The organism is Pseudoalteromonas sp. SR43-7 (assembly GCF_014163785.1).
GTDB classification, from domain to species: Bacteria; Pseudomonadota; Gammaproteobacteria; order Enterobacterales; family Alteromonadaceae; genus Pseudoalteromonas; species Pseudoalteromonas distincta.
In genome coordinates this window covers 56,448-82,101 of the sequence record NZ_JACJDY010000013.1, presented here as the reverse complement: position 1 = coordinate 82,101, position 25,654 = coordinate 56,448, and the positions used below count along the sequence as shown (strand labels likewise).

The 25,654-nt window shown below is 39.4% G+C and carries 22 protein-coding genes; 10 read left to right on the top strand and 12 right to left on the bottom strand.

What is annotated here, in order from left to right; translation table 11 throughout:
• The first annotated feature begins 28 nt into the window (after positions 1–28).
• Entirely contained in the window at positions 29–2,845 is a 2,817-nt protein-coding gene (locus H5087_RS11510; protein WP_182672108.1) for a hypothetical protein, read from the top strand.
• A 16-nt stretch (positions 2,846–2,861) separates the two neighbouring features.
• On the opposite strand, the gene H5087_RS11505 is transcribed toward H5087_RS11510, so the two are convergent.
• Both H5087_RS11505 and H5087_RS11500 read right to left on the bottom strand, forming a co-directional pair.
• On the bottom strand, positions 2,862–4,022 hold the full coding sequence (locus H5087_RS11505) for a lipopolysaccharide assembly protein LapB (protein WP_182672107.1): 1,161 nt from the start codon (positions 4,020–4,022) through the stop codon (positions 2,862–2,864).
• A gap of 49 nt (positions 4,023–4,071) precedes the next feature.
• Positions 4,072–5,205 (bottom strand): PepSY domain-containing protein, encoded by a 1,134-nt coding sequence (locus tag H5087_RS11500; RefSeq protein ID WP_182672106.1) that lies wholly within the window; start codon positions 5,203–5,205, stop codon positions 4,072–4,074.
• A gap of 290 nt (positions 5,206–5,495) precedes the next feature.
• Between H5087_RS11500 and H5087_RS11495 the strand changes: the two genes are divergently transcribed.
• From H5087_RS11495 to H5087_RS11480, 4 genes are all read left to right on the top strand, one after another.
• The gene (locus tag H5087_RS11495; RefSeq protein WP_182672142.1) at positions 5,496–6,110 is read left to right on the top strand and encodes a PQ-loop repeat-containing protein; all 615 of its coding nucleotides are present in this window, start codon (positions 5,496–5,498) and stop codon (positions 6,108–6,110) included.
• Between the two features lie 70 nt (positions 6,111–6,180).
• Complete coding sequence (locus H5087_RS11490) at positions 6,181–7,005, top strand: hypothetical protein (protein WP_182672105.1); 825 nt, start codon at positions 6,181–6,183, stop codon at positions 7,003–7,005.
• Complete coding sequence (locus H5087_RS11485) at positions 7,002–7,475, top strand: pilin (RefSeq protein ID WP_182672104.1); 474 nt, start codon at positions 7,002–7,004, stop codon at positions 7,473–7,475. The genes H5087_RS11490 and H5087_RS11485 overlap by 4 nt, the downstream gene beginning before the upstream one ends.
• A 19-nt stretch (positions 7,476–7,494) precedes the next feature.
• On the top strand, positions 7,495–8,283 hold the full coding sequence (locus H5087_RS11480; protein WP_182672103.1) for a PhzF family phenazine biosynthesis protein: 789 nt from the start codon (positions 7,495–7,497) through the stop codon (positions 8,281–8,283).
• A gap of 69 nt (positions 8,284–8,352) precedes the next feature.
• Here the strand turns inward: H5087_RS11480 and H5087_RS11475 are convergent, their stop codons facing one another.
• Positions 8,353–10,860 carry a zinc-dependent metalloprotease gene (locus H5087_RS11475; protein WP_182672102.1) on the bottom strand — a complete coding sequence of 836 codons (2,508 nt, stop codon included), beginning with the start codon at positions 10,858–10,860 and terminating at the stop codon, positions 8,353–8,355.
• A 288-nt stretch (positions 10,861–11,148) separates the two neighbouring features.
• Between H5087_RS11475 and H5087_RS11470 the strand changes: the two genes are divergently transcribed.
• Positions 11,149–12,327 carry an efflux RND transporter periplasmic adaptor subunit gene (locus H5087_RS11470; RefSeq protein WP_182672101.1) on the top strand — a complete coding sequence of 393 codons (1,179 nt, stop codon included), beginning with the start codon at positions 11,149–11,151 and terminating at the stop codon, positions 12,325–12,327.
• Between the two features lie 14 nt (positions 12,328–12,341).
• On the top strand, positions 12,342–15,497 hold the full coding sequence (locus tag H5087_RS11465; protein WP_182672100.1) for an efflux RND transporter permease subunit: 3,156 nt from the start codon (positions 12,342–12,344) through the stop codon (positions 15,495–15,497).
• Between the two features lie 114 nt (positions 15,498–15,611).
• Here H5087_RS11465 and H5087_RS11460 read toward each other — a convergent pair whose 3' ends face one another.
• Together H5087_RS11460 and H5087_RS11455 are read right to left on the bottom strand one after the other, a co-directional pair.
• The gene (locus H5087_RS11460) at positions 15,612–16,064 is read right to left on the bottom strand and encodes a cytochrome c (RefSeq protein WP_024595584.1); all 453 of its coding nucleotides are present in this window, start codon (positions 16,062–16,064) and stop codon (positions 15,612–15,614) included.
• Positions 16,065–16,156: 92 nt separating this feature from the next.
• Complete coding sequence (locus H5087_RS11455; protein ID WP_007377300.1) at positions 16,157–16,627, bottom strand: DUF2721 domain-containing protein; 471 nt, start codon at positions 16,625–16,627, stop codon at positions 16,157–16,159.
• Between the two features lie 191 nt (positions 16,628–16,818).
• On the opposite strand from H5087_RS11455, the gene H5087_RS11450 reads away from it, so the two are divergent.
• The gene (locus H5087_RS11450) at positions 16,819–18,993 is read left to right on the top strand and encodes a S9 family peptidase (protein WP_182672099.1); all 2,175 of its coding nucleotides are present in this window, start codon (positions 16,819–16,821) and stop codon (positions 18,991–18,993) included.
• 23 nt (positions 18,994–19,016) lie between these two features.
• Here H5087_RS11450 and H5087_RS11445 read toward each other — a convergent pair whose 3' ends face one another.
• The 4 genes from H5087_RS11445 to H5087_RS11430 all read right to left on the bottom strand — a co-directional run bounded on the left by H5087_RS11445 (position 19,017) and on the right by H5087_RS11430 (position 22,770).
• Entirely contained in the window at positions 19,017–20,525 is a 1,509-nt protein-coding gene (locus H5087_RS11445) for a cell wall metabolism sensor histidine kinase WalK (RefSeq protein ID WP_182672098.1), read from the bottom strand.
• A 10-nt stretch (positions 20,526–20,535) separates the two neighbouring features.
• Positions 20,536–21,261, bottom strand: a complete 726-nt coding sequence (locus H5087_RS11440; RefSeq protein WP_166377902.1) for a response regulator transcription factor — start codon at positions 21,259–21,261, stop codon at positions 20,536–20,538.
• Between the two features lie 62 nt (positions 21,262–21,323).
• The gene (locus tag H5087_RS11435; RefSeq protein WP_182672097.1) at positions 21,324–22,058 is read right to left on the bottom strand and encodes a spondin domain-containing protein; all 735 of its coding nucleotides are present in this window, start codon (positions 22,056–22,058) and stop codon (positions 21,324–21,326) included.
• A 10-nt stretch (positions 22,059–22,068) separates the two neighbouring features.
• On the bottom strand, positions 22,069–22,770 hold the full coding sequence (locus H5087_RS11430; protein ID WP_182672096.1) for a spondin domain-containing protein: 702 nt from the start codon (positions 22,768–22,770) through the stop codon (positions 22,069–22,071).
• Between the two features lie 185 nt (positions 22,771–22,955).
• On the opposite strand from H5087_RS11430, the gene H5087_RS11425 reads away from it, so the two are divergent.
• Together H5087_RS11425 and H5087_RS11420 are read left to right on the top strand one after the other, a co-directional pair.
• Positions 22,956–23,321: a DUF4870 domain-containing protein gene (locus H5087_RS11425; protein ID WP_182672095.1), complete on the top strand. Its 366-nt coding sequence runs from the start codon at positions 22,956–22,958 to the stop codon at positions 23,319–23,321.
• Positions 23,322–23,387: 66 nt separating this feature from the next.
• A complete protein-coding gene (locus H5087_RS11420) occupies positions 23,388–23,822 on the top strand; it encodes a YqaA family protein (RefSeq protein WP_182195417.1) in 435 nt (144 codons plus the stop codon).
• 16 nt (positions 23,823–23,838) lie between these two features.
• Here H5087_RS11420 and folX read toward each other — a convergent pair whose 3' ends face one another.
• Genes folX through folM form a run of 3 tightly spaced genes read right to left on the bottom strand, consistent with a single transcriptional unit; the run spans position 23,839 to position 25,496 of the window.
• Entirely contained in the window at positions 23,839–24,195 is a 357-nt protein-coding gene (gene folX / locus H5087_RS11415; protein WP_002962340.1) for a dihydroneopterin triphosphate 2'-epimerase, read from the bottom strand.
• Positions 24,196–24,199: 4 nt separating this feature from the next.
• On the bottom strand, positions 24,200–24,754 hold the full coding sequence (gene folE / locus H5087_RS11410; protein WP_002962341.1) for a GTP cyclohydrolase I FolE: 555 nt from the start codon (positions 24,752–24,754) through the stop codon (positions 24,200–24,202).
• Between the two features lie 22 nt (positions 24,755–24,776).
• Entirely contained in the window at positions 24,777–25,496 is a 720-nt protein-coding gene (gene folM, locus H5087_RS11405) for a dihydromonapterin reductase (protein WP_182672094.1), read from the bottom strand.
• Positions 25,497–25,654: the final 158 nt, after the last annotated feature.

The window sequence follows — 25,654 nt, the reverse complement described above, 5'->3', positions numbered from 1 at the left end:
GTATTAAGGAATTCTTTTAGGGACGCTCATGAAAAAAACACTTATCGCATCAGCTTTATTACTAGCAGCACCGAGCTTTGCAGCCGATTGGCAGACTATTCATACCGAACATTTCAACATTCACTACAGTGTTGAGCATGCTGATTTTGCTAAATCAACTGCAGCAGAGCTTGAAATAGTACGCACCAAAGTGCTTGAGCAGCAAAACCGAGCACTTGATAAAACAGTTGATGTAGTGGTGTTTGATCCCCTAAATGCGGCAAATGGCTTTGCGCTACCTACCTCAAATAATCCTGTAATGGCGCTTTTTACAACCCCACCACAATCCGACACCGTTATATCAAACAGCGCTGGCTGGCAGCAGTTACTTGTACTGCATGAATATATTCACTTAGTACACTTAGCACAGCCTACACGCAATCACTGGCAGCAAAAAGTACGTGGCGTATGGGATTTATACGACTTAACTTACAGTGATACACCGCGCTGGGTAGCTGAAGGTTATGCCACATTGATTGAGTCTAAAATGACGGGTCGTGGGCGTTTATTTGATAACTACTCAGAGTCAATACTGCGAGAATTTGCTCAGCAAGGTGCTTTGCCAACCTATGGGCAATTAAATGGCGAGCAGGGCTTTATGGGCGGCTCAATGGCATATTTAATGGGTAGTCGCTTTTTAAATTGGTTAGAGAAAAACTATTCAGAGCAAACACTCGATAGTGTTTGGACGCGAATGCAAGGCGTAAAAACGCGTGATTTTGATGAGGCATTTAGCGGTGTGTTTGGGCAAAGTGCAGCCAAGCTATATCGCCGATTTATAGCTGAATATACCTATAAAGCAATGCAAATAGAGCAAGGGGAGGTGTTACTTAATAGTGAACTTTGGCTTGAACTTAACTTATATGCAAGTAACCCTGCACTTTCAAAAGATGGTAGTAAGATTGCGATTGTTGAGCGAGATAAAGAGAGTAATACCAAGCTTGTAATTTATAGCACGGACGACAACATAAAGGCGCAAGAGGAGTTTACTAAAGCGCAAAAAGAGCTACTCAAAAACGATGCACAGGACATCCCCGATACAGCGCCAAGTGTGTTTAAGCGCGAACAAAAACAAGTGCTTAATCAAATTAATCGAGCCGGTATCGCAAACCCGCAATGGGTAAATAACACAACGTTGTATTTTAATGCGTACAGCAATGAAGAGTCGGGTATTTATAACAAAGTGTCTGACATATTTAGCTATAACACTGACACTGGAAATATTACACAGCTTACCGAACTTGCTGGTATACGACGATTTAGCGTAACCAGTAACGGTGAAACCTTGTATGGCGAGCAAATAAGAGATGGCTACTCTGAATTAGTAAAGGTTGATCTCAATACTCAAACCATCACTCCATTATTTACAAAAAGCCTTGAGACAACTTACGATTACCCAATACTCAGTCCTGATGAAACTAAATTAGCTTATTTATCAACGTCATTAAATGAAAATTGGCAGTTGTATATACAAGGTGTAAGCGGCAATCAACAGCTATCAGTACCTATGCCAAAAGGGTATCAATATTTAAGTCAGCCTAGCTTTAGCCATAATGGTGAGTCACTTTACTTTGTTGCAGGCTTAAATAGCGCTACTGATATTTATAACTACAACATAGAGAGTAAAACACTCACCAAGTTAACTCAGGGGCAAGAGGCAGTTGCCCACCCGATTGAAATGGCCGATGGCTCGTTACTCTATTTTTCGATAACCGCAGATGGGCCAAATGTAAAAACATTGCCAAAAGCTATAAACAGCACTGTAGTTACTGAGTTTGCAGCTAACAAAAAAGCACCGCTGCTCATTGTAAACGAACATACGCTTCCAAAAGCTAAAATATATACGCACCAAACAACGCAGCAAACAAATTACAACGTGCTCGACCAGCACGCTACTTTTGCACTAGGGACGCAGTATTATTCGGCTTCTACCAGTTTGTTAGATTTAAGCATTAAAAGTAGCGATTTATTAAAACAGCTCGACTTGCAAGCGGGATATAGCACTGATTTACACGATGGAGCACTGCACGGTGGTTATGTGCAGGCAAAATATAATGCGCTTGATGTAAAACTGAAACTTGCACTGTTTGACTATAATTTAAATACATCGCGGCAGTATCAACAAAGCCTAAATGCAGATATGGATGCCCGTGGTGTTTTTGCTGCAATAAGTTACCCTGTTAAATTTGGGCAGCTAAGTTTAACGCCAGAGCTTGCCTACAATTACACTGATTATAAACAAAGCCATAGAAATTGGACGCGTTTAGGCGTTGCCCAAAATTGGCAATATGATCGTCAAGACTTTGTAATAGGCCAAAGCCTTTATGCGAGTTGGTACGATGGCAGCACCAAAAATAATAATTGGCAAGGTTACGATTTAGCCGCCAAAATTTTTGGTAAAGCGTTTGGTATTCCTCTTTATGCAAATTTTTCTCAAAAACAACGTGATGACAGCAGCCTTGCATTAGGTGGCTTTAGCTCAAATCTTATTAATCAGCAGCAAAATAGTGAATATGTACTTTCATCTGAGCTGCCTTTTTATAGCGCAGCTGCAAAGCGCTATCAAAGTTACGGTGGCGGCTTTAGCTTTAAAGAAGGCATGCCGTGGCTTTATTACAAGCAGCATCAACTCGACGGCACCGTATATGCACAAAGTTACGGGATAAAACACCAAGGTGATTTTAGTTTTGGAATGGGGCCTGCTGGTATAAATGACTTAATATTTAATATGGGACTGTCGCGAGTAGAAGGCGATAGTTTTGAAGATGAAATGCGAGCGTGGCTGAGCTTTTATTATTCGCTATAAATATCAATTGTCTAAGTTACTTATCCATCTGCAAGGATAGTAACTTAGCTTGATATACATCGATTTTTTGGTTATCACGTTCTAGTTCGATAGCTTTCTCAAGTAAGGTTTGTGTTTGTTTAATATTACCTTGTTGATAGCGAACTTTTGCGAGTTCCAAGTATAACTCAGCAATGTAAGGCGCTTTAGTAATAGCTTGCTCAAGGTGTGCTTTAGCCTGATGAGCGTGGCCAGCTTGTAAGTCGTTTTTAGCGATTACTAGTAATTCGTATGGGTCTTTTTCTTTATTAACTAATTGTGAAGTGAGCTCTTTAACAAGCTCTTTGTCGCCTAATTTTTTAGCTAAAAGCTGATAGTTTCTGATTAAATTAATGCTTATTTCATTATTACTAAGTGCTGTTTGATAGATGTTTTTAGCGCTTTGTAAATCACCAGCCCGACGATGCAAAATGCCCGCTATATTAAATAATTCAGGATCATTGGGAGTGTATTTGTTTGCTTGTAGAATAAGTGAGTAAGCAATATCCAGCTGTTTGTCTGCTAGCGCTGTTGCAGCTAAATTACTGTAAAACTTAGAAACTAAATCGTTATAATCTGCACTGCTTGAATAAAAGCTGCGACGGGTAGGAAAGTAGTCGATTAAGGTGCCCGCTCTGAAAAATTCAACAATATTATCATCCTTTTTATCTACTTTTGGGGCGTATACTCTTGTTCTAAAGTGGCTTGCTACATAAACAACATTATTTTCTTTTGCGTATACAGGCTGACTTGTTACTTCTTGAAAGCTCGTTTCTAATCCGAGAGCTTGTGCATAGCTTTGTGTTAAAACAGCTAAGCTAATGCAGTTGCCTTGCGAAAGTTTTAAGGCTTGGGCTGAAGTAAGTGTATCGCCGTGGTATTTAAAGTTAGCTAAGTTGCTTTCGAGGTAGTTGTAAATAATGCGGTCATGACGGATTTCAGACTGTTTTTGTTTTTCGGCATAGGCTAAAAATTGTTCTTTTTCAACATTTGGCAGCTCGAAAATACTGTACTCAGAAGGAGTGTCGAGTTTATTAAACAAAGAATGGTTTAATAGTTGTTCAAGCTCTATTTGTTGTTCTACTTGGTGAACCTTGGTTGTGTTACATCCAACTAAATATAAAAAAGTAATACAGGCTGCTATTTTATAAAACATCATAAACCCACTCCATTGTTAAATTTTACATTACAATGTGGTGGGTTTTTAATCAAGCACTTGCTGTACTGCGTTTACTTGAGCGATTTTTTTGTGATTGTTTTTTACGTTTACGGCGGGTAAACCACAAGTAAAAACCAGTACCTGCTAGCCACACTGGGCTCAAACCAATTACGCACCACAGTATTTTACTTATTAGCCCTGCAAAGTAGCCAAAATGAAGTTTTCTAAAGCTATCAATTACTTGCCAGCCAACGCCTACTTCGCGAATATCCCAGTTAGTTAAATGTTCGCCTGTTTGCTTATCGTAGCTAACCGTATTGGCATATTCGCTCGCAAGTGGGTTGGCGGTATCGACTTCGCCGAATAAGGTGATATTTTCGTCAGGCTCGAGTGGCATAACTAAAAACGTACCATTAAAAGTGGGTATTTGCTTTTTACTGTCATCGAGTATGTGTTGAAACGAAATATCGCTATTGTGCAAGTTTTTGGTTAGTACAAAGTGCTCTTCCTCAGCGTGTTCAATAACTTCGTGATACCACACCGCCCAGTTAAAGTAGCCACCTGTAATAGCTAAAATAATAATGATGGGCGACCCTATCACCCCCGTCATTTTATGAATGTCGCTAAGTACAATTTGCAGTGTTGCACGCCAGCGCACACTAAATAGGCGCTGCCAAAATTTACGATAAATAATAAGTCCTGTAATACCTAATACCAATAAAAACAGAGCAAAAAAGAAGCCTAGTACTGTGCCTGTTTGCCCTGGCAGGTTTTTAAAGTCGTTAAGTAAAAAGGTGTAATGCAGTTCTAAAAACCAATCAGTAAAATAATGGCTGGTACCAACAGGCTCTGACAAAATGTCACCCGTATACTGGTTTAAATGAAACTTATACCATTGCTCTGTCCCGCGTTTAACTAAGTAAACCCGATCAGCAGTATCATCGTTAAATATTTCCCAACTACCTACTACATACTCAGGGTAAGCAAGCTCTGTTTTTGCGATTAATTTGTCGATTGGCATGCGCTCTGGCAGTGCTTTTATAACATAGTGACTGCTTGGCATAAGTAAGCCATCTATTTCACTTTTAAAAACTAATACGCTCCCTGTAATACTAATAACAATCAAGGGAATGAGAGCTATAAGAGCGATCCAACTGTGAATTTTAAAAAGAGTTTTTCTCATAGATAGTTTTATATATTGCAGTTAATGACTTGCGCATGATAACAACTATCATTTTCATTTGATAGCTTGTGAGTAGGTTTCCTATTAAATAAGTAAACCGTGAACTTAATTCTACGGTTTTTGTATACCTAGCTTGCCAGTACCTAAAATAAGAATATCTTATTTAGTTGAGTTAAATTTACGCGGCTCTACAATGCCGCGCTCATAGTAAAAGCCTTTTAAAAACAGATGTTTATTAAATGTTTTTATTTCTGCTTTTAATTAACATTTATGTAACGAGCGAGGTTGCTTTGGCGCATTATTTGCCTATATTGTCTTCTTTTATTTTGGTTTTTAGTTTTTTACCATTACTAAACAAAATTCGAAAAAATCGTAGTGTCTCTGGTTTGTCACTATTAATGATGACATTTGGATTAGCACAAAGCCTTTATTTTATAACCTACAATATTTTCTTTGAGCGCTATTATATTGCGTTACCATTTATTGTAACCGGTGCGTTAAGCGGGCTTATTTTATATTTTTTTGCACGTTTCAACGCAGCTAAACGAGAACGTGTACAGCTAGTTACTATGCTAGGTTTTTCGTTACTGCCTTTTTCACTGCTTTTAAATTCAAGCCTTGATACAGCAACGGTATTAAGCGCTTTAACGTATGTTGGCCTTGTGATGAGTTCTGTACGTGTTATGCCGCAAACTTATAAAACATTGCGTACGGGTAATGTGAACAATTTAAGCGCGCGCTACTTTAGCTTGCAGTTTATTGCTGGTATTTGCGGCTTAGTTGTTGAGCTTACGACAGTTGCTCCAAGCACGGCGCACTTACTTATGTTTATTATGCTATTGCTTACCAATGCTGTGCAATTTGGTTGTATGCAATACTATAGAATGCGACCTGTAATGGCTTAAAAACAAGCTACTTAAGTTCCTATTTAGCCTAATTTATGGCAAATTACTTTATCTAACAAAAGGATAAAGTATGAATTGGAATCAGTTTGGCTATATTTGCCGTGTTAATAGCTCTAAAACACTAAGTACAGAGCAAAAAGATGAGCTAAGTACACAGTCCCATTTAAATATGTATGGCAATAGCGGGTCGCATAGTAAATTAGCGCATAATCTGGTGACGCAAATTGCATCTCAAGATGAAGCAACATCGCAAAAGCAAGCTGCGTATTATCAATGTTTACCGGAATTAGTTAACGAATTTAAGTTTGAGCACAAAGGCTGGCTTAGTTACTTAACCATTGTATTTGTTATTTATGTTTTATCCTCTTTGTTGTATCAGTCTTTTGTTGTGCCTACTTTTGTAGAGATATATAGCAAGCATACTATTTCTTTAAATCATGTATTTGATGATTATTTTACGTACTGGTATGTGCCAATTATTTTACTCGTTTTATTGCTGAGTGTTATTTTTACCGTTATTTTAAAGCTAAAAAATGTAAGTGCTCTCACAGAGCTAAAGCCTTTTTCGGGTTTATTTAAATTTCTTATTCCTCGTCAATTAATTAATGAGCATAACTCTTTAATTACCACGCTATTATTTCCAAGTAATCATAAAAAGGGTGTTAAAGCCTCTACACCTCAAACCCAGCACTTAGCTCAATGCGAGCTGCTAGGTTTAGAAACCCAAGAAGAATTTAAAGCGTTATTAAAGCAGCAGCTAAAGTTACTTAATACACATATTAAAAGCTTTATAAGTAAGCTCGTTATTGTTTATGGTTTGGTCATTGTTGTGTCTATTTGCTTATTTGTGAAAGCGGCTTATCAACCACTATTTATGCTAGGAGAAGTACTATGAGGACAAAAGGATTTACGTTAATAGAATTGATGGTGGTGGTGTCTATTATTGGTATTTTAGCTGCGGTTGCACTACCTCAGTACAGTAAGTATATACAACGAGCAGAACTTGTTGACCCACTTGCAATGGCTGCTGCCATTAGAGAAGACGTTACGGTTTATTATCTTGAAAACAGGCGTTTTCCAGCAAGTAATGAACAAGCAGGTGTGCCTGCAAGTAAATTTTTGATTGGCAATCGGGTAACGGGTATTACAGTTGATAATGGTGCTATTCATATTAGCTTGGGTAATAAAGCTTCACAGCTTTTGAAAAATCCAGTTTTAACATTCAGACCGGCTGTTGTAACGGGAAGCCCTACAAGCCCAATTGCGTGGTTATGTGGGTTTGACGAGCCGGTAACTGGCATGCAAGCGGTTGGCGAAAATAAAACAACAGTACCAAAAGAAATTTTACCTTCAGCGTGTATATAAAATAGTTTGGGGAATTAAAATGCAATTAGCTATTCATCAAATTGATGCGTTTACGGATGAGTTATTTAAAGGTAACTATGCGGCAGTGATCCCACTAGAATCGTGGTTAAGTGACGATTTAATGCTAAAGATTGGCGCTGAGAATAACGTATCTGAAACTGCTTTTACCTGCCTTCAAGACGATGGAAGTTTTGTTATTCGCTGGTTTTCACCTTTGATGGAAATCGACTTTTGTGGTCACGCCACACTCGCGGCTGCCTATGTTTTATGTGAAGAGCATAATATATCGAAAATTCGCTTTGTTGCTGATGCGGTGGGCGAGCTAATCGTTAATAGAAACGTTGATGGCAGCTTTGCAATGACCTTTCCTAAACAAGCACCGATTGAGGTACAAAATGTGCCGCAGCAATTACTTAATGGCTTGTCTATACAACCGAGTAAAGTGCTTAAAAATCGCCAAGCTTACTTTGCTATTTATGAAAATGCCGATCAAATACTTGAATTAAAAACTAACTCCGAGCTTTTAAAAACGCTTTATCCACTTGATGTAGTGGCTACAGCACCTAGTGATGATTACGATTTTATATCTCGTTATTTTTGGCCTGCAAGCGGTGGCGACGAAGATTATGTAACGGGCTCAATTCATACTGGCTTGGCACCTTACTGGGCGCAGCAATTGGGTAAAACTACGTTAAGCGCTTATCAGGCTTCAAGCAGAGGCGGGCATTTAATTTGCAAAGTGGATGATACAACCGTCACTTTGACCGGGCATGCTGTAAGGTATTTAAAAGGCAATATTTATATTTGAACTGTGAATTAAGTTATAAAAAAGGCCACGTAAATCGTGGCCTTGGTTTACTCAATTAGTAGAGGTATTTTATGCTTCTAGCGCTTTTGCAATTAAACGATCAATATATTTTTTATGCGCTTTAGTTGCTGTATCTGCACCCCAAGCAACACTGATATCGGCTATTTGAGTTAGCTGATATAACGCTGCTGTTTTAGCTAAGTTATCGTATTTACTTGCTTTGCCAAGACCTGCAATTGCAATTAACTGGTTAACATACTCAATTTGTAAGTTGTGACTAATAGAGTTTGCGTCTTTGCTTTTCACGAAAATGCTGGCGGTTAAATCTTCCATAAACTGAGTTAGGCTATATTCGTTACCGTACAAAGCAGTATCAGAAATACGCAGTAATACCGCTGGGTGTAATAGCTGTGCAAGTACAGACTTTTGCATCCCTAAAATCATTTGGTGTGCTTTAGGGTCTTCATTTTTGCCATAGTGATTAAAGCCACGACGTTGCAGCTGTAAGTAGCTATAAAGAGGTTGCATGTTTTGTAGTACATCTGGTGCAAATACAAACTTGGCTAGTATATCCATTGCTTGTGTTTGACGCTCAAGCGATACCGGTGTAAATGGTTTATCTGCATTTGTATCACCCACTACAGCGCGCTCAACGTATACGCCGCCAATCTGGCGAGAAACCACACCTGCTTGAGCTCGGTACTGACCAAATAAGCTATTAGCAGAGGTAACAAGCTGTTGGTAAGACTCACCTTTAACCGTTGCTTTATCTTTTAGCTCAGTAAATAGTTTATTAATTAGTGCCATACGATCTGCGCCATAGGCAGCAGGGTTTGACGACAAATCACCAATCATTACACGTGGATCGATATGGCGACCTGGTGCGCGCATATCGTCTGCATCGTTACCAAAGGCAAGGGCATGTTCACTTGAACGAGCAAGTATTTTTTCAAGTCGAGCTTGCTCAGCAGCTTCATCTGCAAGCGCTACGCTGTAGCCATAGTTAATTGCCCAATCATCGTAAGGACCAGGTTTTGTTTGAAAAATATCACCTTGCTGCACACCAATTGGGGCAATGTTAGCGGGTGCATAATCCATAACAGAACCGGTTACTATGCCTTGGGTTTTGTTTTTATCGTGTACTTCTTTTTCATCCCACAAAATTGATGATTTCATATTATGGTTAAGACCTAAAGTATGGCCAACTTCGTGAAGTACCAATTGCGTTAGACCTTGGCGAAGCATTTCCTTATCTTCAATTTTGTCGCCGCTAGCAAGGCCTTTGGCAAGCATTAGATTTTGTTGAATCTCATGCCCAAGAGAGCAATTTAGCTCGCCTCTGTCTAGGTGCTCAGCGTGGCTCATTGTCCCTTGCGTGAAAAGTGTGTCGTAAATCCAGCGGTTTTTCATAAATACAAACTCAAGCATAATGTCTGAGCCCAGTATTTCGCCTGTTAATGGGTTAGCAAGTGCTGGCCCGTATCCGCCAAATGGAGGCTTAGGTGACGAAGTCCAACGCAGTACGTTGTAATTGATATCGCCCGCATCCCAGTCTGCATCGTCTGGTTGTACTTTTACCTCTAAGGCATTTTTAAAGCCGGCTTTTTCAAAAGAGGTATTCCACGTTAAAACAGCGTCACGAATAGTATCGCGCCATTCAATGGGTGTGGTGTTTTCTATCCACCAAGTAATTGGTTTTACTGGCTCTGAAAGCGCTGCACTTGGGTCTTTCTTTTGTAAGTCCCAGCGTTTTATAACATCTTGATAAGGTGCCCAATTGGTAGATGTCATTTGATCAAATTGATTTGTAAAATAACCAATGCGCGCATCATCCATACGTGGTGCGTAGTTATTGCTAGGTAGAGCGACAAACGAGTGCTGAACTTTTACCGATACGCTACGCGGGTCGCTTACTGCATTTGAGCCACGTACCGTTGGGCTTGGGTTAGTAAATACGTAATCAACAACCACGTCTAAGTTATTAGGATATGGACGCTGTTTAATAATGCGTGATTTTTTATCGTCTAGTTTACCTACTTTAAAGCGTTTTTTAGCGTTTTTATCTGCTGGATTTGGCGTAGGTGATACTTTATGAAGTGCTTCGCTTAAAAATAACTTATTTACATTAAATGCTATTTTACCGTCTTCTTCTTTTTCTATTTTAATGCTCGCAAGTACCGCTTCACTAATATTGGCATCACTTGCTTTTGAAATTGCACTACTTTCGTCAAATTTGTAGCGAGGTGTTTTGCTAATAATATCGATACGGTCAAAGTATTTTCTAAATTCAATTAATTTAGTTTCGCGGTACGAACCACGATAATGGCCTGCATCTGTAACGCCATCGACAGTGTGCGCAAAATACACAAACGGCGTATTGAGTTGGGATTCGTTAATCACCATAAGGTGCTTACCGGTTTTTTCGTCTTGATAAAGGCTAAATATACCGGCAAATTCGGTTTGTCCTTTGATCATTTCGCTAAGTGTTTTTGACTCTTTTTCGTCTTTTTTATCGGCTGCAAATGCATGGCTGCCAAACGCTAAGCTAAGCGCAAGGGTGATGGTCGTTAATTTCATTTTGAGACTTTTAATATTTGTTAATTTAATTGGACTGTACGTAAATTAATTTAATTTCGCACATCTTCGCGATGAAATTTAAGTGTTTAACGCTAATAAACTGATATTAATGAATAAAAGTTTGTAACAAAATATAACGAATGAGGTGAGCTGCATGTGAAGTTATATTCTATAACCCTAAATAGCAGCGGTTTATATGTATTTGCAACAGTTGCTTACAAATGTCACCTTAATGTTTCATATGGCTCTGGTATTATGGCGTTAATAGAATTTTGGGGATAATAGGATATGCAAACAAATTCATTTAGATGGGTTTTTCCATTTGTAGCGCTCATTGTTGGTGTTGTTGGCTTTATGGGAATCAATGCCATTGCAAAAGATCCAGAAAAAAAAGAAGTAATTGATACTCGTCCAACAGTGCAAGTTGAGCCAGTGATTGCAAACGATCATCAAGTTATTATTAATAGCTACGGTGAAGTAAAGCCTCTTGAAAATACACTGCTCTCGGCGCAGGTGTCGGGCGAGGTGTTAAGTTGGCATCCTAATTTTGTAGCCGGTGGCATAGTTGCTCGCGGTGAAACCTTATTCACTATCGAAAAAGACAATTATGAAGCAGCAGTACTTGTTGCAGAGGCCGAGCTTGCTCGCGCACAAGCGGGTTTAATAGAGGAACAAGCTCAAGCTCAAGTAGCCGAAGACGAAGCCAAGCGCTTTCCAAGTAAAGCGCGCACAGATTTATTTTTACGTAAACCTCAAGTGCTCAGTGCACAAGCATCTGTTAAGTCGGCGCAAGCTGCATTAAAGCGCGCGCAACGTGATTTGGATAATTGTGATGTTACAGCCCCTTACGACGCATTGGTTATTAGTCGAAATATAGGTGTTGGACAATTTGTCACTATGGGTTCGCAAGTTGCTGAACTCAATAATATTGAGACCGCTGAAGTGATTATTCCTATAGCAGGGTTCGATAGCGTTTTTTTGCCAGAGCGTATTAAAGGTATTACCGCAACGATTATTCAAAAAGGCCTAAACAGCTTCACCCGTGAAGGTGTAATTGACCGCGACCTAGGGATTGTTGATAACGCTACGCGTATGAGCAGTTTAGTAGTGCGTATAGAAGACCCATACGGTCTTAAGAATATACAACCAGCCATTAAGTTTGGTAGCTACGTACAGGTAAATTTTGCAGGTGCAATGCTTAATAATATTTACCGCTTACCGCAAGAGTTAGTTAATAACAAAACCGTATGGATCGTTAATGAAGAGCAGCAACTTGAGCCGCGCAAAGTCACAGTTATTCGTGAAGAGGGTGAGTACTTTTACATCAGTGATGGTTTGCAAGCAGATGATAAGTTGGTGATTACTTTGCCAGAATATCCGCAAAAAGGCATGGCTGTAAAAATTGCGGGCCTTCAAAGTACTAAAAATACAGAGGCACTTGAAAATGCTTCCACTGAAAAATTATAAAGGTAGGCTGAGTTATGAGTAACACTGAACTACCAAATACAGCGCCTAACGCTGAAAAACAAACCGGTATTATTGCTTACTTCGCTAATAACTCCGTTGCTGCCAACCTAATGATGATTTTTATTGTGGTGATGGGAATTATTAGCTTTCTAAATATCCAACGCCAAATGTTCCCTAATGTAGAAATTAACTACATTAATATTGAAGCTAACTACCCCGGCGCTTCACCACAAGAAATAGAAGAAAGCATACTTATAAAAATTGAAGAGTCGCTAAAAGATGTGACCGAAATTAAAAAAGGTGTTTACAGGGCATTTAGAAATGGCGGTAGAGCAAGTCTTGAAATTAATACTGATGTAGAGCTGACCGATATACTCGATAAAGTTAAATTACGGGTTGATGGTATAGCAACGTTCCCTGCCGGTATGGAACCGGTCACCATAAGTCAAGTTGAGTTTAGGCAAGATGTTATAGGTATGACGCTCGTTGCTGACTTACCGCTAACTGAGCTTAAGCCTATAGCAAACCAAATAGAAGATGAGTTACTACAGCTATCTAACGTGTCGTTAGTGGTAAACGATGTTCCTCTTGATGAAATAGCAATTGAAATCGAACCCGATACGCTGCGTCAATATAACCTAACCCTTAGTGATGTAATGAATGCAGTGCGTCGTTACTCAGCTAACTTTTCGGCGGGGCAGCTAAAAACAGACGCAGGTGTTATTTCTGTTCGCGTCGAAAATCAGTTTTACTCAGGTGAAGAATTTAGACAAATACCGGTAAAAATAGGGGCTAATGGCGCTAAAGTGTTACTGCAAGATATTGCCGTGATTAAAGATCAGTTCACTGAAGGTGAGCGTTACTTTAAATTCAATGGTGAAAATGCGGTTTATATATCGGTGAAAGCGACCGAAGAGCAAAGTATTATCCCAGTTGCTGATTCAGTAAAAGCATTTATAGAATTAAAAAATAAAGAGCTACCACTGGGGGTTCGCTTAGAGCCATTAATGGATATGACGTACTACTTAAATGCTCGCTTAGACATGATGGTTACAAACCTTATTCAGGGTGCTGTTTTGGTTGCAATTATGCTATCAATCTTTTTACGCTTTAAGTTGGCATTATGGGTAATGATTGGTTTACCAGTGTGCTTTTTGGGCGCAATGATGATGATGCCATTGTTTGGTGTAACCATTAATATTTTATCACTTTTTGCCTTTATTATGGTGCTAGGAATTGTGGTGGACGACGCCATTGTCATAGGCGAAAGTGCCTACACCGAAATAGAGAAAAAAGGCGGTGGTGTTGTTAATGTGATTAATGGCGCAAAACGCGTAGCAACCCCTGCAACTTTTGGTGTACTAACTACCATTGCAGTATTTGCTCCGTTTACGTTATCTACAGGCCCAGAAAGTGCCTTCTTTTATGGTATAGCAGTGGTGGTAATGTTGTGCTTGGTATTTAGTTTGATTGAATCAAAGTTGATACTACCAGCCCATATTGCTCACACTCATTTTTCACCAATAAAAGAGGGGGGCTGGCGAGATCGGTTTAATACGCGATTTTTTGGTTTTGTAAATGGCCCATATAAACGCTTTGTTATACGTTGTGTTGAATGGCGTTGGTCAGTGCTATTTTCATTTATTGCTCTATTAATCGTAACCTTTGCTTTAATCTCATCAAATCAAGTTCGTACCGGGTTTATGCCAAAAATCCCGCATGACTACCCGCAAATAAATCTAGAAATGAATGACAATGTATCAGACATACAAACAATAAATGCTATTCGTGAAATAGAAGCGATGGTGATTGCGATTGATGAAGATACCGAACGCAAATATGGTCAAAAACTCATAAGAGATATTTTAGTATTTAACCAAGGGCGAACTGAAGCACAAGTGCTTGTTCCCCTTGTTGATGAAAGTATAAGGCCTTATAACGCGTTTGAATTATCACGACGTTGGCGCGAGGCGATGCCCGATATTGCCGGTGTTAAATCATTAACCATTTATGATGATGTAAATGGAGGGAGCAGTGACGGCGAATTTGGTTATTTATTATATGGCTCTGATATTGATACATTAAATAATGCAGGACGTCGTTTTATAGAGTTGCTGCAACAGCAAGAAGGTTTGTTTGATATTAGCTCAACAATAGATCCTGCAAGTAAAGAAGTGCAAATGAGCCTAAAACCGGTCGCTTACGACTTAGGTTTAGACTTAGCTTCTATTGCAAATCAAGTTGGGGCAAGCTTTTACGGTGGTGAGGCTCAACGTGTTATTCGCCGAGGCGAGGAAGTACGTGTAATGGTGCGTTACCCTAAACTGACTCGAGAGGCATTTTCGTCACTTAAGCATGCGGTTGTTACTACCCCGCAGGGCCGTGAAGTACTGCTTGGTGATGTAGTTGAACTTACTGAAACACCAGGCATTAGTTATATCCGCCGGGAAGGGGGCTATCGTACTGTGTATGTTTATGGAAACATAGATGAAGAAGTGATTGAGCCAAACGAAGTTGTAGATCAAATTAAAGAAAAGCTACTACCACAACTTAAAGAAGAGTATCCAAGTGTTAAGTCAGAACTAGGTGGCGCCATTGAAGAGCAACAAGATCAGGCTAATCAGCAGAAGATGTTTTTCTTCGGCGGTATGATTTTGGTGTATATTTTATTAGCCGTACCCCTTAAGAGTTATGCGCAACCACTTATTGTTATGTCGGTGATTCCATTTAGCTTAACGGGAGCAATATGGGGGCATTACTGGTTTGGTTTGGATATAACTTTAATGTCTGGCTTTGGTATTATTGCAGCAGCAGGGGTGGTTATAAACGACTCACTCGTTATGACCGATTATGTGAATCAAGCCCGTAAAACAGGTGTTAGTATTAAAAATGCTGTAATAGATGCCGGTTGTGCTCGATTCAGACCTATATTACTTACTTCAATTACTACATTTGCAGGAGTATTGCCCATTATGTTTGAAACAAGCCTGCAGGCTAAGTTTGTAATACCTATGGCGGTAGCGCTTGGTTTTGCAGTGATGTTTGCAACATTAATAACACTTATATTAGTGCCATGCTTGTACATTATATTAAGTGATATTGGTAAGGTGTTTACACGCATTTTGGGTGGGATTAGGACTGTATTTAAACGTCGCCCGCAGAAGGTTTAGCTCAATAAATAACATACGGGCTTAAATGCCGGGTACAAAAAAGCACTGAATGATTAACCATTCAGTGCTTTTTATCATTTGTTGTTACTACATTAAGTATTAAAACAACAATAATTAATCTTTAAATTGCTTATGGCAATCTTTACAGCCTTTAGCCCATGCACCAAAAGCTTTACCAATTACGGCCTTATCGCCTGATTGAGCCGCTACTGCTAGCTCATCTGCGTATTGTTGGAATGCAGTTGCTTTTTTCATAAAAGTATCGTTTTCAGACCAAACAGCAGCAAGTGCAGCTGTGTCGCCTTTATCTGTTCCTTCGTAAAACGCTTCCCATGGCATTTTTGAAAGTGCAGCTGCGTTGTTAGCACGCTTTTTAAATTGCTCTGCGTCAAAAGGTACTTTACCTTTTAGCATTGCGCCCATGTCACCAATTTGTACTGAGATCATTGAAAATGCTGCTTGGCGGTATTCAATCGCGTCACTTGGCTCTTTAAATGCAGAATTTGCCGATACGCTAAATGCACACGTTGCCAGTGCTATTGTTGCTAATACTTTTTTTAATTTCATGTTTGCCCCTGTTGAAAATTGTAATTCTTAATTCGGTATCTTGTATCTAACATCGTATTTATTCAAGTGAATACGATAGATTTAACTAAAACTTAATCGTTTATATCAATATCTGCAAATATCATCCCGCGACGCATGCTTCTAGTTGCTAAGAATACCTCACCAAGTAACGACATAAATGCACATATGAGTAATGCCATTGCTGCTACAAAACAACAAGCAATAGTCACGCCTAAGTTTATAGATTGAATGTGCGATAAAAATAACAACATAACCACAGCGCATACAAGCAATGCGCTTAATACACTTAAACTAAAAGCAATATGTATACATCGAGAACGCTTTAAAAGGGCGCGCAGCTCTGTAGCGAGTGATTTATTAAAGTCCTCGTCAGTACTTACTTTTAATCTGCGTTCTAACTGACGTGCCCTATCGGTAATACGTGCCAAACGATTAGATAAAACACCCAAAGTAGCGGCAATACCCGTGATCAAGAATACTGGGGCAACAGCTGTTTGAATTACTTTAGCCATAGTTAAAATATTTATTACTTCGTTATTCATTCCTACCCTTAATCAGTTGAGCTTGAAAATGACTTATATATCTACAGAGTACCTGATGTAGGCTTATTAAGAAAAGAGGAATTACGTTGATTTACTTTACATAGCTTCACAAAGTAAATCACAACACAGGTTATTTTTAGGTATATTTAATTACTTAATAAAAAAATAAAAACCAACAAGGACTTTGACTGATGAAACGTACTCCATTCGCACTTGCTGCATTATCGCTAGCTATTTTAAGTGGCTGTAATCAAGCCCCTGAAGAAACCAAAAAAAATAATACACAAGTTAAAACGGTTCAAGTAGCCCAAGCTATTGCCCCAGTTGCTAAAAAAGTGCCTCATGAGATGACTATTCATGGTGACACACGTGTAGATAATTACTATTGGTTACGTGATGACGAACGTAAAGCGCCAGAGGTGATTAACTATTTAGAAGCTGAAAATACATACACAGATGCAATGCTTGCACATACTAAAACGCTGCAAAGTGAATTGTTTGAAGAGCTAAAAGGGCGTATCCAAAAAGACGATGATTCAGTCCCAGTTAAAAACGGTGATTATTTTTACTCAACGCAAACACGTGGCGATAACGAGTACACTACTTACTTACGCAGCAGCGATTTTGCAGGTACGGATCAGCAAGTTATTTTAGATGTAAATGATCTTGCGAAAGGCCATGATTATTATGCAGTAAGTGGTTTAGATGTAAGCCCTAATGGCAATTTAATGGCTTATGGCGAAGATACTGTTAGCCGTCGTATTTATAGCGTAAAAATAAAAGATTTAACTACCGGTAAATTACTCGAAGACACACTTGAAGGCACCAACGGTGGCATTGTGTGGGCAAACGATAATAAAACGGTTTACTACATTAAAAAAGATTTACAAACTCTACTAGGTTACCAAGTGTATCGTCATACGTTAGGTACACCACAAGCTGATGATGAGCTAATTTACGAAGAAACTGATACCAGTTACTACATGGGGATGAGTAAAAGCAAAGATGAGTCAGAAATTTATATTTGGCACAGTAGCACAGCAGCATCAGGCGTATCGGTACTAAATGCTGATGATGCTAAAGCAACGCCTAGACGCTTAATTGAGCGCGAAGCAGGGCTTGAATATGAAATTTCGAAGTTAGGAAATACTTACTACATTGTAACTAACTTAGATGCTGTAAATTTTCAGCTGATGAAAGTGGATATTGATAAAGCTGGTGACAAAGCAAATTGGCAAAGTGTGATCCCAGCGCGCGATGATATCAAGCTCGAAGGCATTGATTTATTTAATGACTACTTAGTTTACCAAGAGCGTGAAATGGGCCAATCAAAGTTGATTGCTCGTCATTTAAAAACAGGTAAAGAGTTACCACTGAGCTTTAACGATAGCGCTTATACAATTGGTACTTATGGCAATAACGATATAGATAGCAGCACGTTACGTGTTTACTACACAAGCATGACCACTCCAGGTTCATCGTACGATGTAGATTTAGCGACTGGCGATAAAAAACTACTTAAACAGCAAGCAGTATTAGGTGATTTTGATGCTGACAATTACGCCTCAGAACGTATTTTTGTAACAGCACGTGATGGCATAAAAGTACCGGTAAGCTTAGTTTACCGTAAAGACGCGTTTAAAAAAGATGGTACTAACCCGCTACTGCAATACGGTTACGGCTCTTATGGCGCAACCATGGATCCTACTTTCTCAAGTACGCGTTTGAGTTTACTTGACCGTGGCTTTGTATTTGCAATTGCCCATGTACGTGGCTCGCAAATGCTAGGTCGTCCTTGGTACGAAGACGGCAAGCTACTCACTAAAAAGAATACGTTTAATGACTTTGTTGACGTAACTAAAGCATTGGTTTCTCAAAAGTATGGCGCAAAAGATGAAATATTTGCGTTAGGTGGCAGTGCTGGTGGCTTATTAATGGGCGCAGTAGCAAACCAAGCGCCTGAGCTTTATAAAGGCATGGTTGCTGCGGTACCGTTTGTAGATGTAGTAACCACGATGCTTGATGCGAGTATTCCGCTTACAACAAATGAATACGGCGAATGGGGTAATCCGAACGAAAAAGCGTATTACGATTACATGCTGTCTTACTCGCCATACGACCAAGTATCTAAGCAAGCATATCCTAATATGTTAGTAACGACTGGCTTGCACGATTCGCAAGTTCAATACTTTGAGCCTGCAAAATGGGTTGCTAAGCTGCGTGACTATAAAACTGATGACAATAAGTTACTGTTTAAAATAGATATGGAAGCAGGGCACGGCGGCGCATCGGGTCGCTTTAAACGCTTAGAAGATACCGCGCTAAACTATGCATTTATGCTTGATTTAGCGGGTATTAAAAAGTAATTAATTTATATATTTAAATAGATTTAACTCAATAAGGTGCTTTTTAAGAAAGCACCTTTTTTTTGTGGTAAATTAAAGCTAAACATAGTGCCTTTACCAATTTCACTTTGTACGTAAATTTCACTATCCATCAGTTTTAATAAACCTCTGCAAATGGCCAATCCTAAACCACCTTGCTGGCGCCCTTCTTTATTAGAATTACTTGCTTGGTAGTGCGGGTCAAAAATAGCATTCAGCTCATCTTCTTTTATACCTACGCCTGTGTCTGATACATGCACAAATAGTTGATTATCGTCACTGCGTTTTACATGTACTGCAATGCTGCCACCGCGAGGGGTGTGCCTAATTGCATTGTCAATTAAGTTACTTAACACGCGCTCTAATTTAGCTATATCGGCAACCACAGGAAAATCACAAATTTCAGGTTCTACCGACAAACTAATGCCTTTTTTATCAACGGCTAAACTAAATTTTGCCATGCAATCGTAAATAAGCTCACCTAAATTAAAGGTTTCTTTATTTATACTTATTTCGCCATTTTCTAAGTGAGCAAGCTCAAATATTTGCTCTATGAGTAGCTTTAATTGCCCACAATTATTAAGCGATACCTGCAAGTATTCTTGCTGCTCTTTTTTACTTAGTTGTTCACCCGACTGATTTAATACTTCTAAAAACCCCTGCAGTGAAGCAAGTGGGGTACGTAGGTCGTGCGATAAGTGAGTTAGTAACTCTTTGCGTTGTTTATCGCCTTGTTCAAGCGCTTTAAACTGCTCATTAATACGCGTTAGCATGGCTTGAATACTTCGCCCTAAACTATGCACTTCGTTACTTTTTTGCGTTGAATAGTTACTTAGCTTGGTGTCGGTAAGGCTGTAGTTAGCGGCTTCAATATTACTAACATCGCGGGCTAAGCGCTGAATTGGGTTGGTAAAAAAGCGTAGCAAAATTAGCATCGCAATAAATAAAAAAGCGAGTGCAGAGCCAAGCCATAAAGCGGCTAGCCATAACTTATCATTATTTTTTACAGTGCTTAGTGAGGTATCGTAAGCCTCACCACCAATAATTACATATAAATAGCCTTGTAACTTATCTTGATTAAATACTGGCGCGGCTGAAAATATTTTTTGTTGCTCTTTATTACGAGGATTATCACCATAAATAGGTGCAGCGCTTGGGTCGTTAATCAGCCTTTTTAAAGGCGTTAAACTAATATGCGTGCGTTTAACTTTACCCGGCTTTGCTGAGTAAGTAAGAATTTTTCCGGTTTCGTCTACAAAATAAAATTCAAACGCCGGACCTAATAACATTAAGGTATGAAAGAGGTTTTCAAGCGCTTTATAGTCGTACACCCCTTCTTTTATTAGCGGGTTATCTTGTACTAAATGCTCGGCAAGCGCCAAATGTAAATTTTGCTCAGCATGATGTTTTGAAGTGAGTTCCAATTGCTTGCTCCAGCCGTAAACTAGGGCGCAAATAAAGCAAAAAATCACGACTAGCGATATAGCTAATTTTTGATACAAAGATAATTTCATAATAGGTGTCTTAATTGAGTTGGCTAGGGTTTAGTTTGTAACCAACACCCCAAACTGTTTCGATGATAGGCGCTTGTTGGTGTTCTTCTAGCTTGGCACGTAAGCGGTTTATATGTGAATTAACCGTGTGCTCGTAACCACTGTGTTGGTAACCCCATACCTTATCGAGTAACTGCTGGCGGCTAAAAACATGATTAGGATGGCGTGCAAAGTAAACGAGTAAATCAAATTCGGTGGCGGTAAGGTTAAGGGCTTGTTTACCTAAATACACTTGGTGCGAACTAAATTCTATGTTGAGTGAGCCTACATTTAGTGTTTGTTCGCTATCAACGGGGGAGTTGTCGTTGTTCTGGCCAGCGAGTAGTTGTGCTCTGTGGCGTAATTGGGTTTTTACTCTGGCTTGTAATTCGCGTGCAAAAAAGGGTTTACAAATATAATCATCGGCGCCCATTTCAAGGCCAATAACTCTGTCCATATCGCTACTAAGCGCGGTGAGTAAAATTACGGAGGTAGTAGGGTAATGCTCTTTTATTTTTCGGCATAAGCTTAAGCCATCCATTTGGGGTAAGTTTATATCGAGTAAAATAAGTCCGTAGGGATGCTTAGCTATTTTTTTTAAGGCAAGTTCTGCGCTCACAACATGATCAACATGTAAGTTAAGCGACGTTAGCTGCGTGGTAATTAACTTACCTATTTCTCTGTCATCTTCTACTACTAATATTTTTTCGTGACGCATGTATTACCTCGTAAAAAGGGGGGCATCCGTGCTCCCTTACTTCCCCATTACAAGCTGGAACGTTACTGCGTGCGCGTAATTACTATTTTCGATACTGGGTTATCAAACTTATGTTCAACACCAAGTGCTGATGTAGATAATCCATCTTGATTTGAAACAATGCCTGGATGCATCGTTATTATATCTGCTGTATCGTCACGTATTTCGTTAAACCCTTCACCGCTAGCGGCAGGACCTGGCACAGTTTCAGCTGTTTCTGTATTTGCTTCCGTACCCGCATCATAAGCAGTCGTAGTGCGTGATAACGAACCGCCAACTTCTAATGTTGATACATCTAAAGAACTAAGACCGGTAAAAGCATCATTTGTATTCCCAAGCATGGCAGCAAATGACAAATTAAGCGTTTCTTGCTCTTCAACAGTAATAATCACTGTGGTGGTTTCACCAGGGCCAATAGCGCCTTCAGCTGAAACTGCAGCAAGTGCATTCTCGTAGCTGAGGTATTCTTCATTTGCGCCGCTTTCTGCAAGCATTTCTAAACCAACAGAAGCGGTTGTACCGAATGTCCAAGGTGCTTCATCTTCAAAAGCAATGACAGAGAGTGGTGATAAAGGCTGTCCTGCAGTTAAGTTACTAAAAGTAATAGTAAACTCACTGATCACAGGCTCTACAACAATTGGCTCAACAACGACCGGCTCTTCAACAATTGGGTCGTTATCATTATCGCTACACGCTGCAAGTGTGGTTGCAAGTGCAAGCACTAGTAGACTTTTTTTAAGGTTGTTAGCAGATGACATAATCATGCTCCTACTTAACTGTAACGGTTAATTGTGCTACTGGGTTTAACCATCTGTGTACTGTATTACTTAAATCGCTATTACCCGCTTCTAAATCGTCATCACCTAAGCTACCCGGGTGAATATGAATGCTAATATTTGTATCACCACTTAATACACCTGTACCGCCAGTGCCAGCGTCGCCACCTGGAGCTGCAGGAATACCTGGAGTACCTGGTGCGCCAGAGCCTTCAACTACAAGCTCATTGTTTTGTTCTGTGCCTGCATCGTAAGCATTTAAATTAATTGTGTAAGTACCCGCTTCTGTTGGGATTTTCCAGCTGTTTAAGCCTACAAAGCCATCATTAGTTGGTAGCATCATTGCAGTTAAAGATAGGTACTCATTACCGTCAGTCGTGCTCAGTGTTGCCGTTGTAGATGCGGCTGGTGCAAGTAAACCTTCAGCTGGATTTGCAGCCATATCACTGCCCGCTGCAGTTGCTTGTGCAACTAGCTCTGCAATATTGCCGCCTTCAGCCATTGTTTGTAGTGCTGTAGATGCCTCTGTTGCGACTTCAAATAGTGTGTCTTCGCTGTTGTGTGCTGTAATTAACAGTGGAGTAAAGTGAATACCTTTGGTTAGGTTAGTAACTTTTAGGTCTAATTCTGCGGCCATAGTCGATTGGCTAGCTGCCGCTAAAAGAATTGCGATTGTTAATGTAGAAGTTTTCATTATTATTTCCTGTAAGTGATGATTCGAGTTAAGTATTGAATAATCGTCTCCAGAAACTCTCACAAACTTATCACTTTTTTATCACAAGATTGCACGCTGTGATTTTTAAACATAAATACGTTGGTTGATTTGTAGACATTTGTTTAGTTAAGAGGCAACATACATAAAACAAAAAGGAGAGTGTTATGGAAGAAAATCAACAGGTTGAACCAGTTAATAAAGATGACCGTACGTGGGCTATGTTATGCCATTTAAGTGCGCTTGCTGGGTTTGTTGTGCCGTTTGGCTCAATAATTGGGCCATTAATTGTGTGGTTAATTAAAAGAGATGAAATGCCAATTGTTGACGTGCACGGTAAAAAGGCGCTTAACTTTCAAATAACGATGGCAATTGCATATGTAGTTTGTTTTTTACTGATGTTTGTAGCAGTAGGCTTAATATTACTACCTATAGTGGCAATTTTTGGGTTTGTAATGGTTGTAATGGCAAGTATTAAAGCTAACGAAGGTAAAGAGTTTAATTACCCGTTTAGTTTAAATTTGATAAAATAAAACCTCAGTCATTATATTATAAACCCAGCTATAGGCTGGGTTTTTACGTTTAGCCATAAGGGCATTATGCTTTACCTCACGTTATTTATTAGCGCATTTATATCTGCGACATTACTGCCGAGCTCTTCTGAGGTGATAATGGTGGGAATGATTACTCAAGATAAAGTTAATTTATGGCTTATGTGGTGCGTAGCAACACTTGGAAATGTGTTAGGGAGCTGTGTTAATTACTGGTTAGGCACGCAGGTACTGCGTTTTAAAGATAAAAAATGGTTTCCTGTATCGCAAAAAGGGCTTGATAGCGCACAAAAGCAATTTAATAAATATGGAGTGTATAGTTTGTTATTTGCTTGGTTACCGGTTGTGGGGGACCCATTAACGGTGATTGGAGGTATATTTAAAGTACGATTTAGTACCTTTTTACTGTTAGTAACATTAGGCAAAGGCGCGCGCTATTTAGCGGTTATCGCCCTTGCCGTAGGATTCGAAAAGCTTTTTTAAATAAGTTTTTAAGACCTTATTTAGCCCAATCAAGCGTTAACGACACTGAGTCGGCAAAACGCAGTGCATGTGGTTTATCAACACGTGCTTTAGCGTAATGAACGCTTGGGTGTGCATGACAAACGGCAAGAATTTCAGCCACTAATTTTTCGAGCAGTAAAAAGTGCCCTTGCTCTACTAAGCTAATAACTTCTTTGGTGATCACTTTATAATTAAGTGCTTGGTCAACTTCATCCGTTTTACACGCGTCATCAGCAGGGTAGTGAATCTCTAGATTGATCACTACATCTTGCTTTTTTTCACGCTCATCGGGGTTAAAGCCAATAAACGTACGCAGGCGTAAATTAGTAACGTTAATAATTGCATTAGCCATAGGGTTAACCTTTTATAAGCTGCAAAAATTCGTTACGTGTTTTAGGATCGCTTCTAAAGTTACCTAACATTACTGATGTACGCATGCTTGAATTTTGCTTTTCTACACCGCGCATCATCATACACATGTGTTTTGCCTCAACAATAACGCCTACGCCCTTAGCGCCAGTAACTTCTTCAACTGCTTTAGCGATTTGATGCGTTAACTGTTCTTGAATTTGAAAACGGCGTGAAAACATATCAACAATACGGGCAAATTTAGACAAGCCTAATACTTTACCGTTTGGTATATAAGCAATATGGCAACGGCCAATAAAAGGCAGTAAATGATGCTCACACATAGAGTAGAGCTCTATGTCTTGTACTAACACCATGTCGTCAGCGTCAGATGTAAATACTGCTTTATTAGTTATTTCATCAAGCGTTTGACGATACCCTTGCGTTAAATATTCCATTGCTTTTGCAGCGCGTTTTGGCGTATCAAGTAAGCCTTCGCGGTTAGCATCCTCGCCTACAGCGGTGATGATTTTTTCATAACTTTCTTTTAATTCATTGTGCATAAATATCTCAGTTTATTTATATTTACTTTAAATGACGACCGCCATCAATAGGCAAAGAGCGCCCTGTGATGTAGTGGCTTTGTAATAGTAAATCAATGCTATTGATAATTTCTTGGCATCCGGGCTCAATGCCCATTAATGATTTTTTAAGGGTCTTAGCTCGATATTGCTCATCGTCATGTTCATTAAAAATAATGAGCGATGGAGCAACCGAGTTCACTTTTATATTTGGCGCATATTTAGCGCTAAACGATTTGGTTAGGTTGTCGAGTGCTGCTTTACTTGCTGCATAAGCTAAGTGTTTAGGGCTGCCTGTTTCAACTACATAATCAGTAAGATGTATTATATCGGCAGGTACTTTTTCAATTTGCTGATAGTTTAAAAGCAGCTCTGCGCACATTAAATTAATTAAATACGGTGTTTTGGCATGTATTCGCATCATATTATCAAACAGTGCTGCAAAGTCAGGGTTGTTAGCTTCGCAGTCCCAGCTTGATGCGTTATGAACAACAGCGCGCAGCGATGTTGTATGCTCTTTAAGCGTATTTATAAATGCACTAATACCTTCATCGGTACTAAAATCGGCATAAATACATACAGCGCCTTGTTGCTCTAATTTATCAACAGCGGCGTGACGAGTACGATACGTGATAATAATACTCTGCCCTTGGGCTATATAATGCTGAGCGAGTGCTAAACCAATACGTTGGCCTGCGCCGGTAATTAAAATGGGCGATGTCATATAAGGCAGTGTTCTCTTTGGCGGGTAGTTATACCAATATCATTAAAAATATCATCGTTCTATCGCTATTTCATAGGGCTATAATAGCTCACTAATTTAATGCAATTGGTATTATAAAATTCAAAGCGTTAATTTATTAAAATATACGCAGCTTCTTA

Coding starts and splice junctions, on each gene's coding strand:
- H5087_RS11505 (WP_182672107.1), bottom strand. CDS start 4,022: ATGATGTTTTATAAAATAGCAGCCTGTATTACTTTTTTATATTTAGTT.
- H5087_RS11490 (WP_182672105.1), top strand. CDS start 6,181: ATGAATTGGAATCAGTTTGGCTATATTTGCCGTGTTAATAGCTCTAAA.
- folM (WP_182672094.1), bottom strand. CDS start 25,496: ATGACATCGCCCATTTTAATTACCGGCGCAGGCCAACGTATTGGTTTA.
- H5087_RS11450 (WP_182672099.1), top strand. CDS start 16,819: ATGAAACGTACTCCATTCGCACTTGCTGCATTATCGCTAGCTATTTTA.
- H5087_RS11510 (WP_182672108.1), top strand. CDS start 29: ATGAAAAAAACACTTATCGCATCAGCTTTATTACTAGCAGCACCGAGC.
- H5087_RS11460 (WP_024595584.1), bottom strand. CDS start 16,064: ATGAAATTAAAAAAAGTATTAGCAACAATAGCACTGGCAACGTGTGCA.
- H5087_RS11455 (WP_007377300.1), bottom strand. CDS start 16,627: ATGAATAACGAAGTAATAAATATTTTAACTATGGCTAAAGTAATTCAA.
- H5087_RS11420 (WP_182195417.1), top strand. CDS start 23,388: ATGCTTTACCTCACGTTATTTATTAGCGCATTTATATCTGCGACATTA.
- H5087_RS11470 (WP_182672101.1), top strand. CDS start 11,149: ATGCAAACAAATTCATTTAGATGGGTTTTTCCATTTGTAGCGCTCATT.
- H5087_RS11480 (WP_182672103.1), top strand. CDS start 7,495: ATGCAATTAGCTATTCATCAAATTGATGCGTTTACGGATGAGTTATTT.
- H5087_RS11425 (WP_182672095.1), top strand. CDS start 22,956: ATGGAAGAAAATCAACAGGTTGAACCAGTTAATAAAGATGACCGTACG.
- folX (WP_002962340.1), bottom strand. CDS start 24,195: ATGGCTAATGCAATTATTAACGTTACTAATTTACGCCTGCGTACGTTT.
- folE (WP_002962341.1), bottom strand. CDS start 24,754: ATGCACAATGAATTAAAAGAAAGTTATGAAAAAATCATCACCGCTGTA.
- H5087_RS11465 (WP_182672100.1), top strand. CDS start 12,342: ATGAGTAACACTGAACTACCAAATACAGCGCCTAACGCTGAAAAACAA.
- H5087_RS11485 (WP_182672104.1), top strand. CDS start 7,002: ATGAGGACAAAAGGATTTACGTTAATAGAATTGATGGTGGTGGTGTCT.
- H5087_RS11475 (WP_182672102.1), bottom strand. CDS start 10,860: ATGAAATTAACGACCATCACCCTTGCGCTTAGCTTAGCGTTTGGCAGC.
- H5087_RS11430 (WP_182672096.1), bottom strand. CDS start 22,770: ATGAAAACTTCTACATTAACAATCGCAATTCTTTTAGCGGCAGCTAGC.
- H5087_RS11500 (WP_182672106.1), bottom strand. CDS start 5,205: ATGAGAAAAACTCTTTTTAAAATTCACAGTTGGATCGCTCTTATAGCT.
- H5087_RS11440 (WP_166377902.1), bottom strand. CDS start 21,261: ATGCGTCACGAAAAAATATTAGTAGTAGAAGATGACAGAGAAATAGGT.
- H5087_RS11435 (WP_182672097.1), bottom strand. CDS start 22,058: ATGTCATCTGCTAACAACCTTAAAAAAAGTCTACTAGTGCTTGCACTT.
- H5087_RS11445 (WP_182672098.1), bottom strand. CDS start 20,525: ATGAAATTATCTTTGTATCAAAAATTAGCTATATCGCTAGTCGTGATT.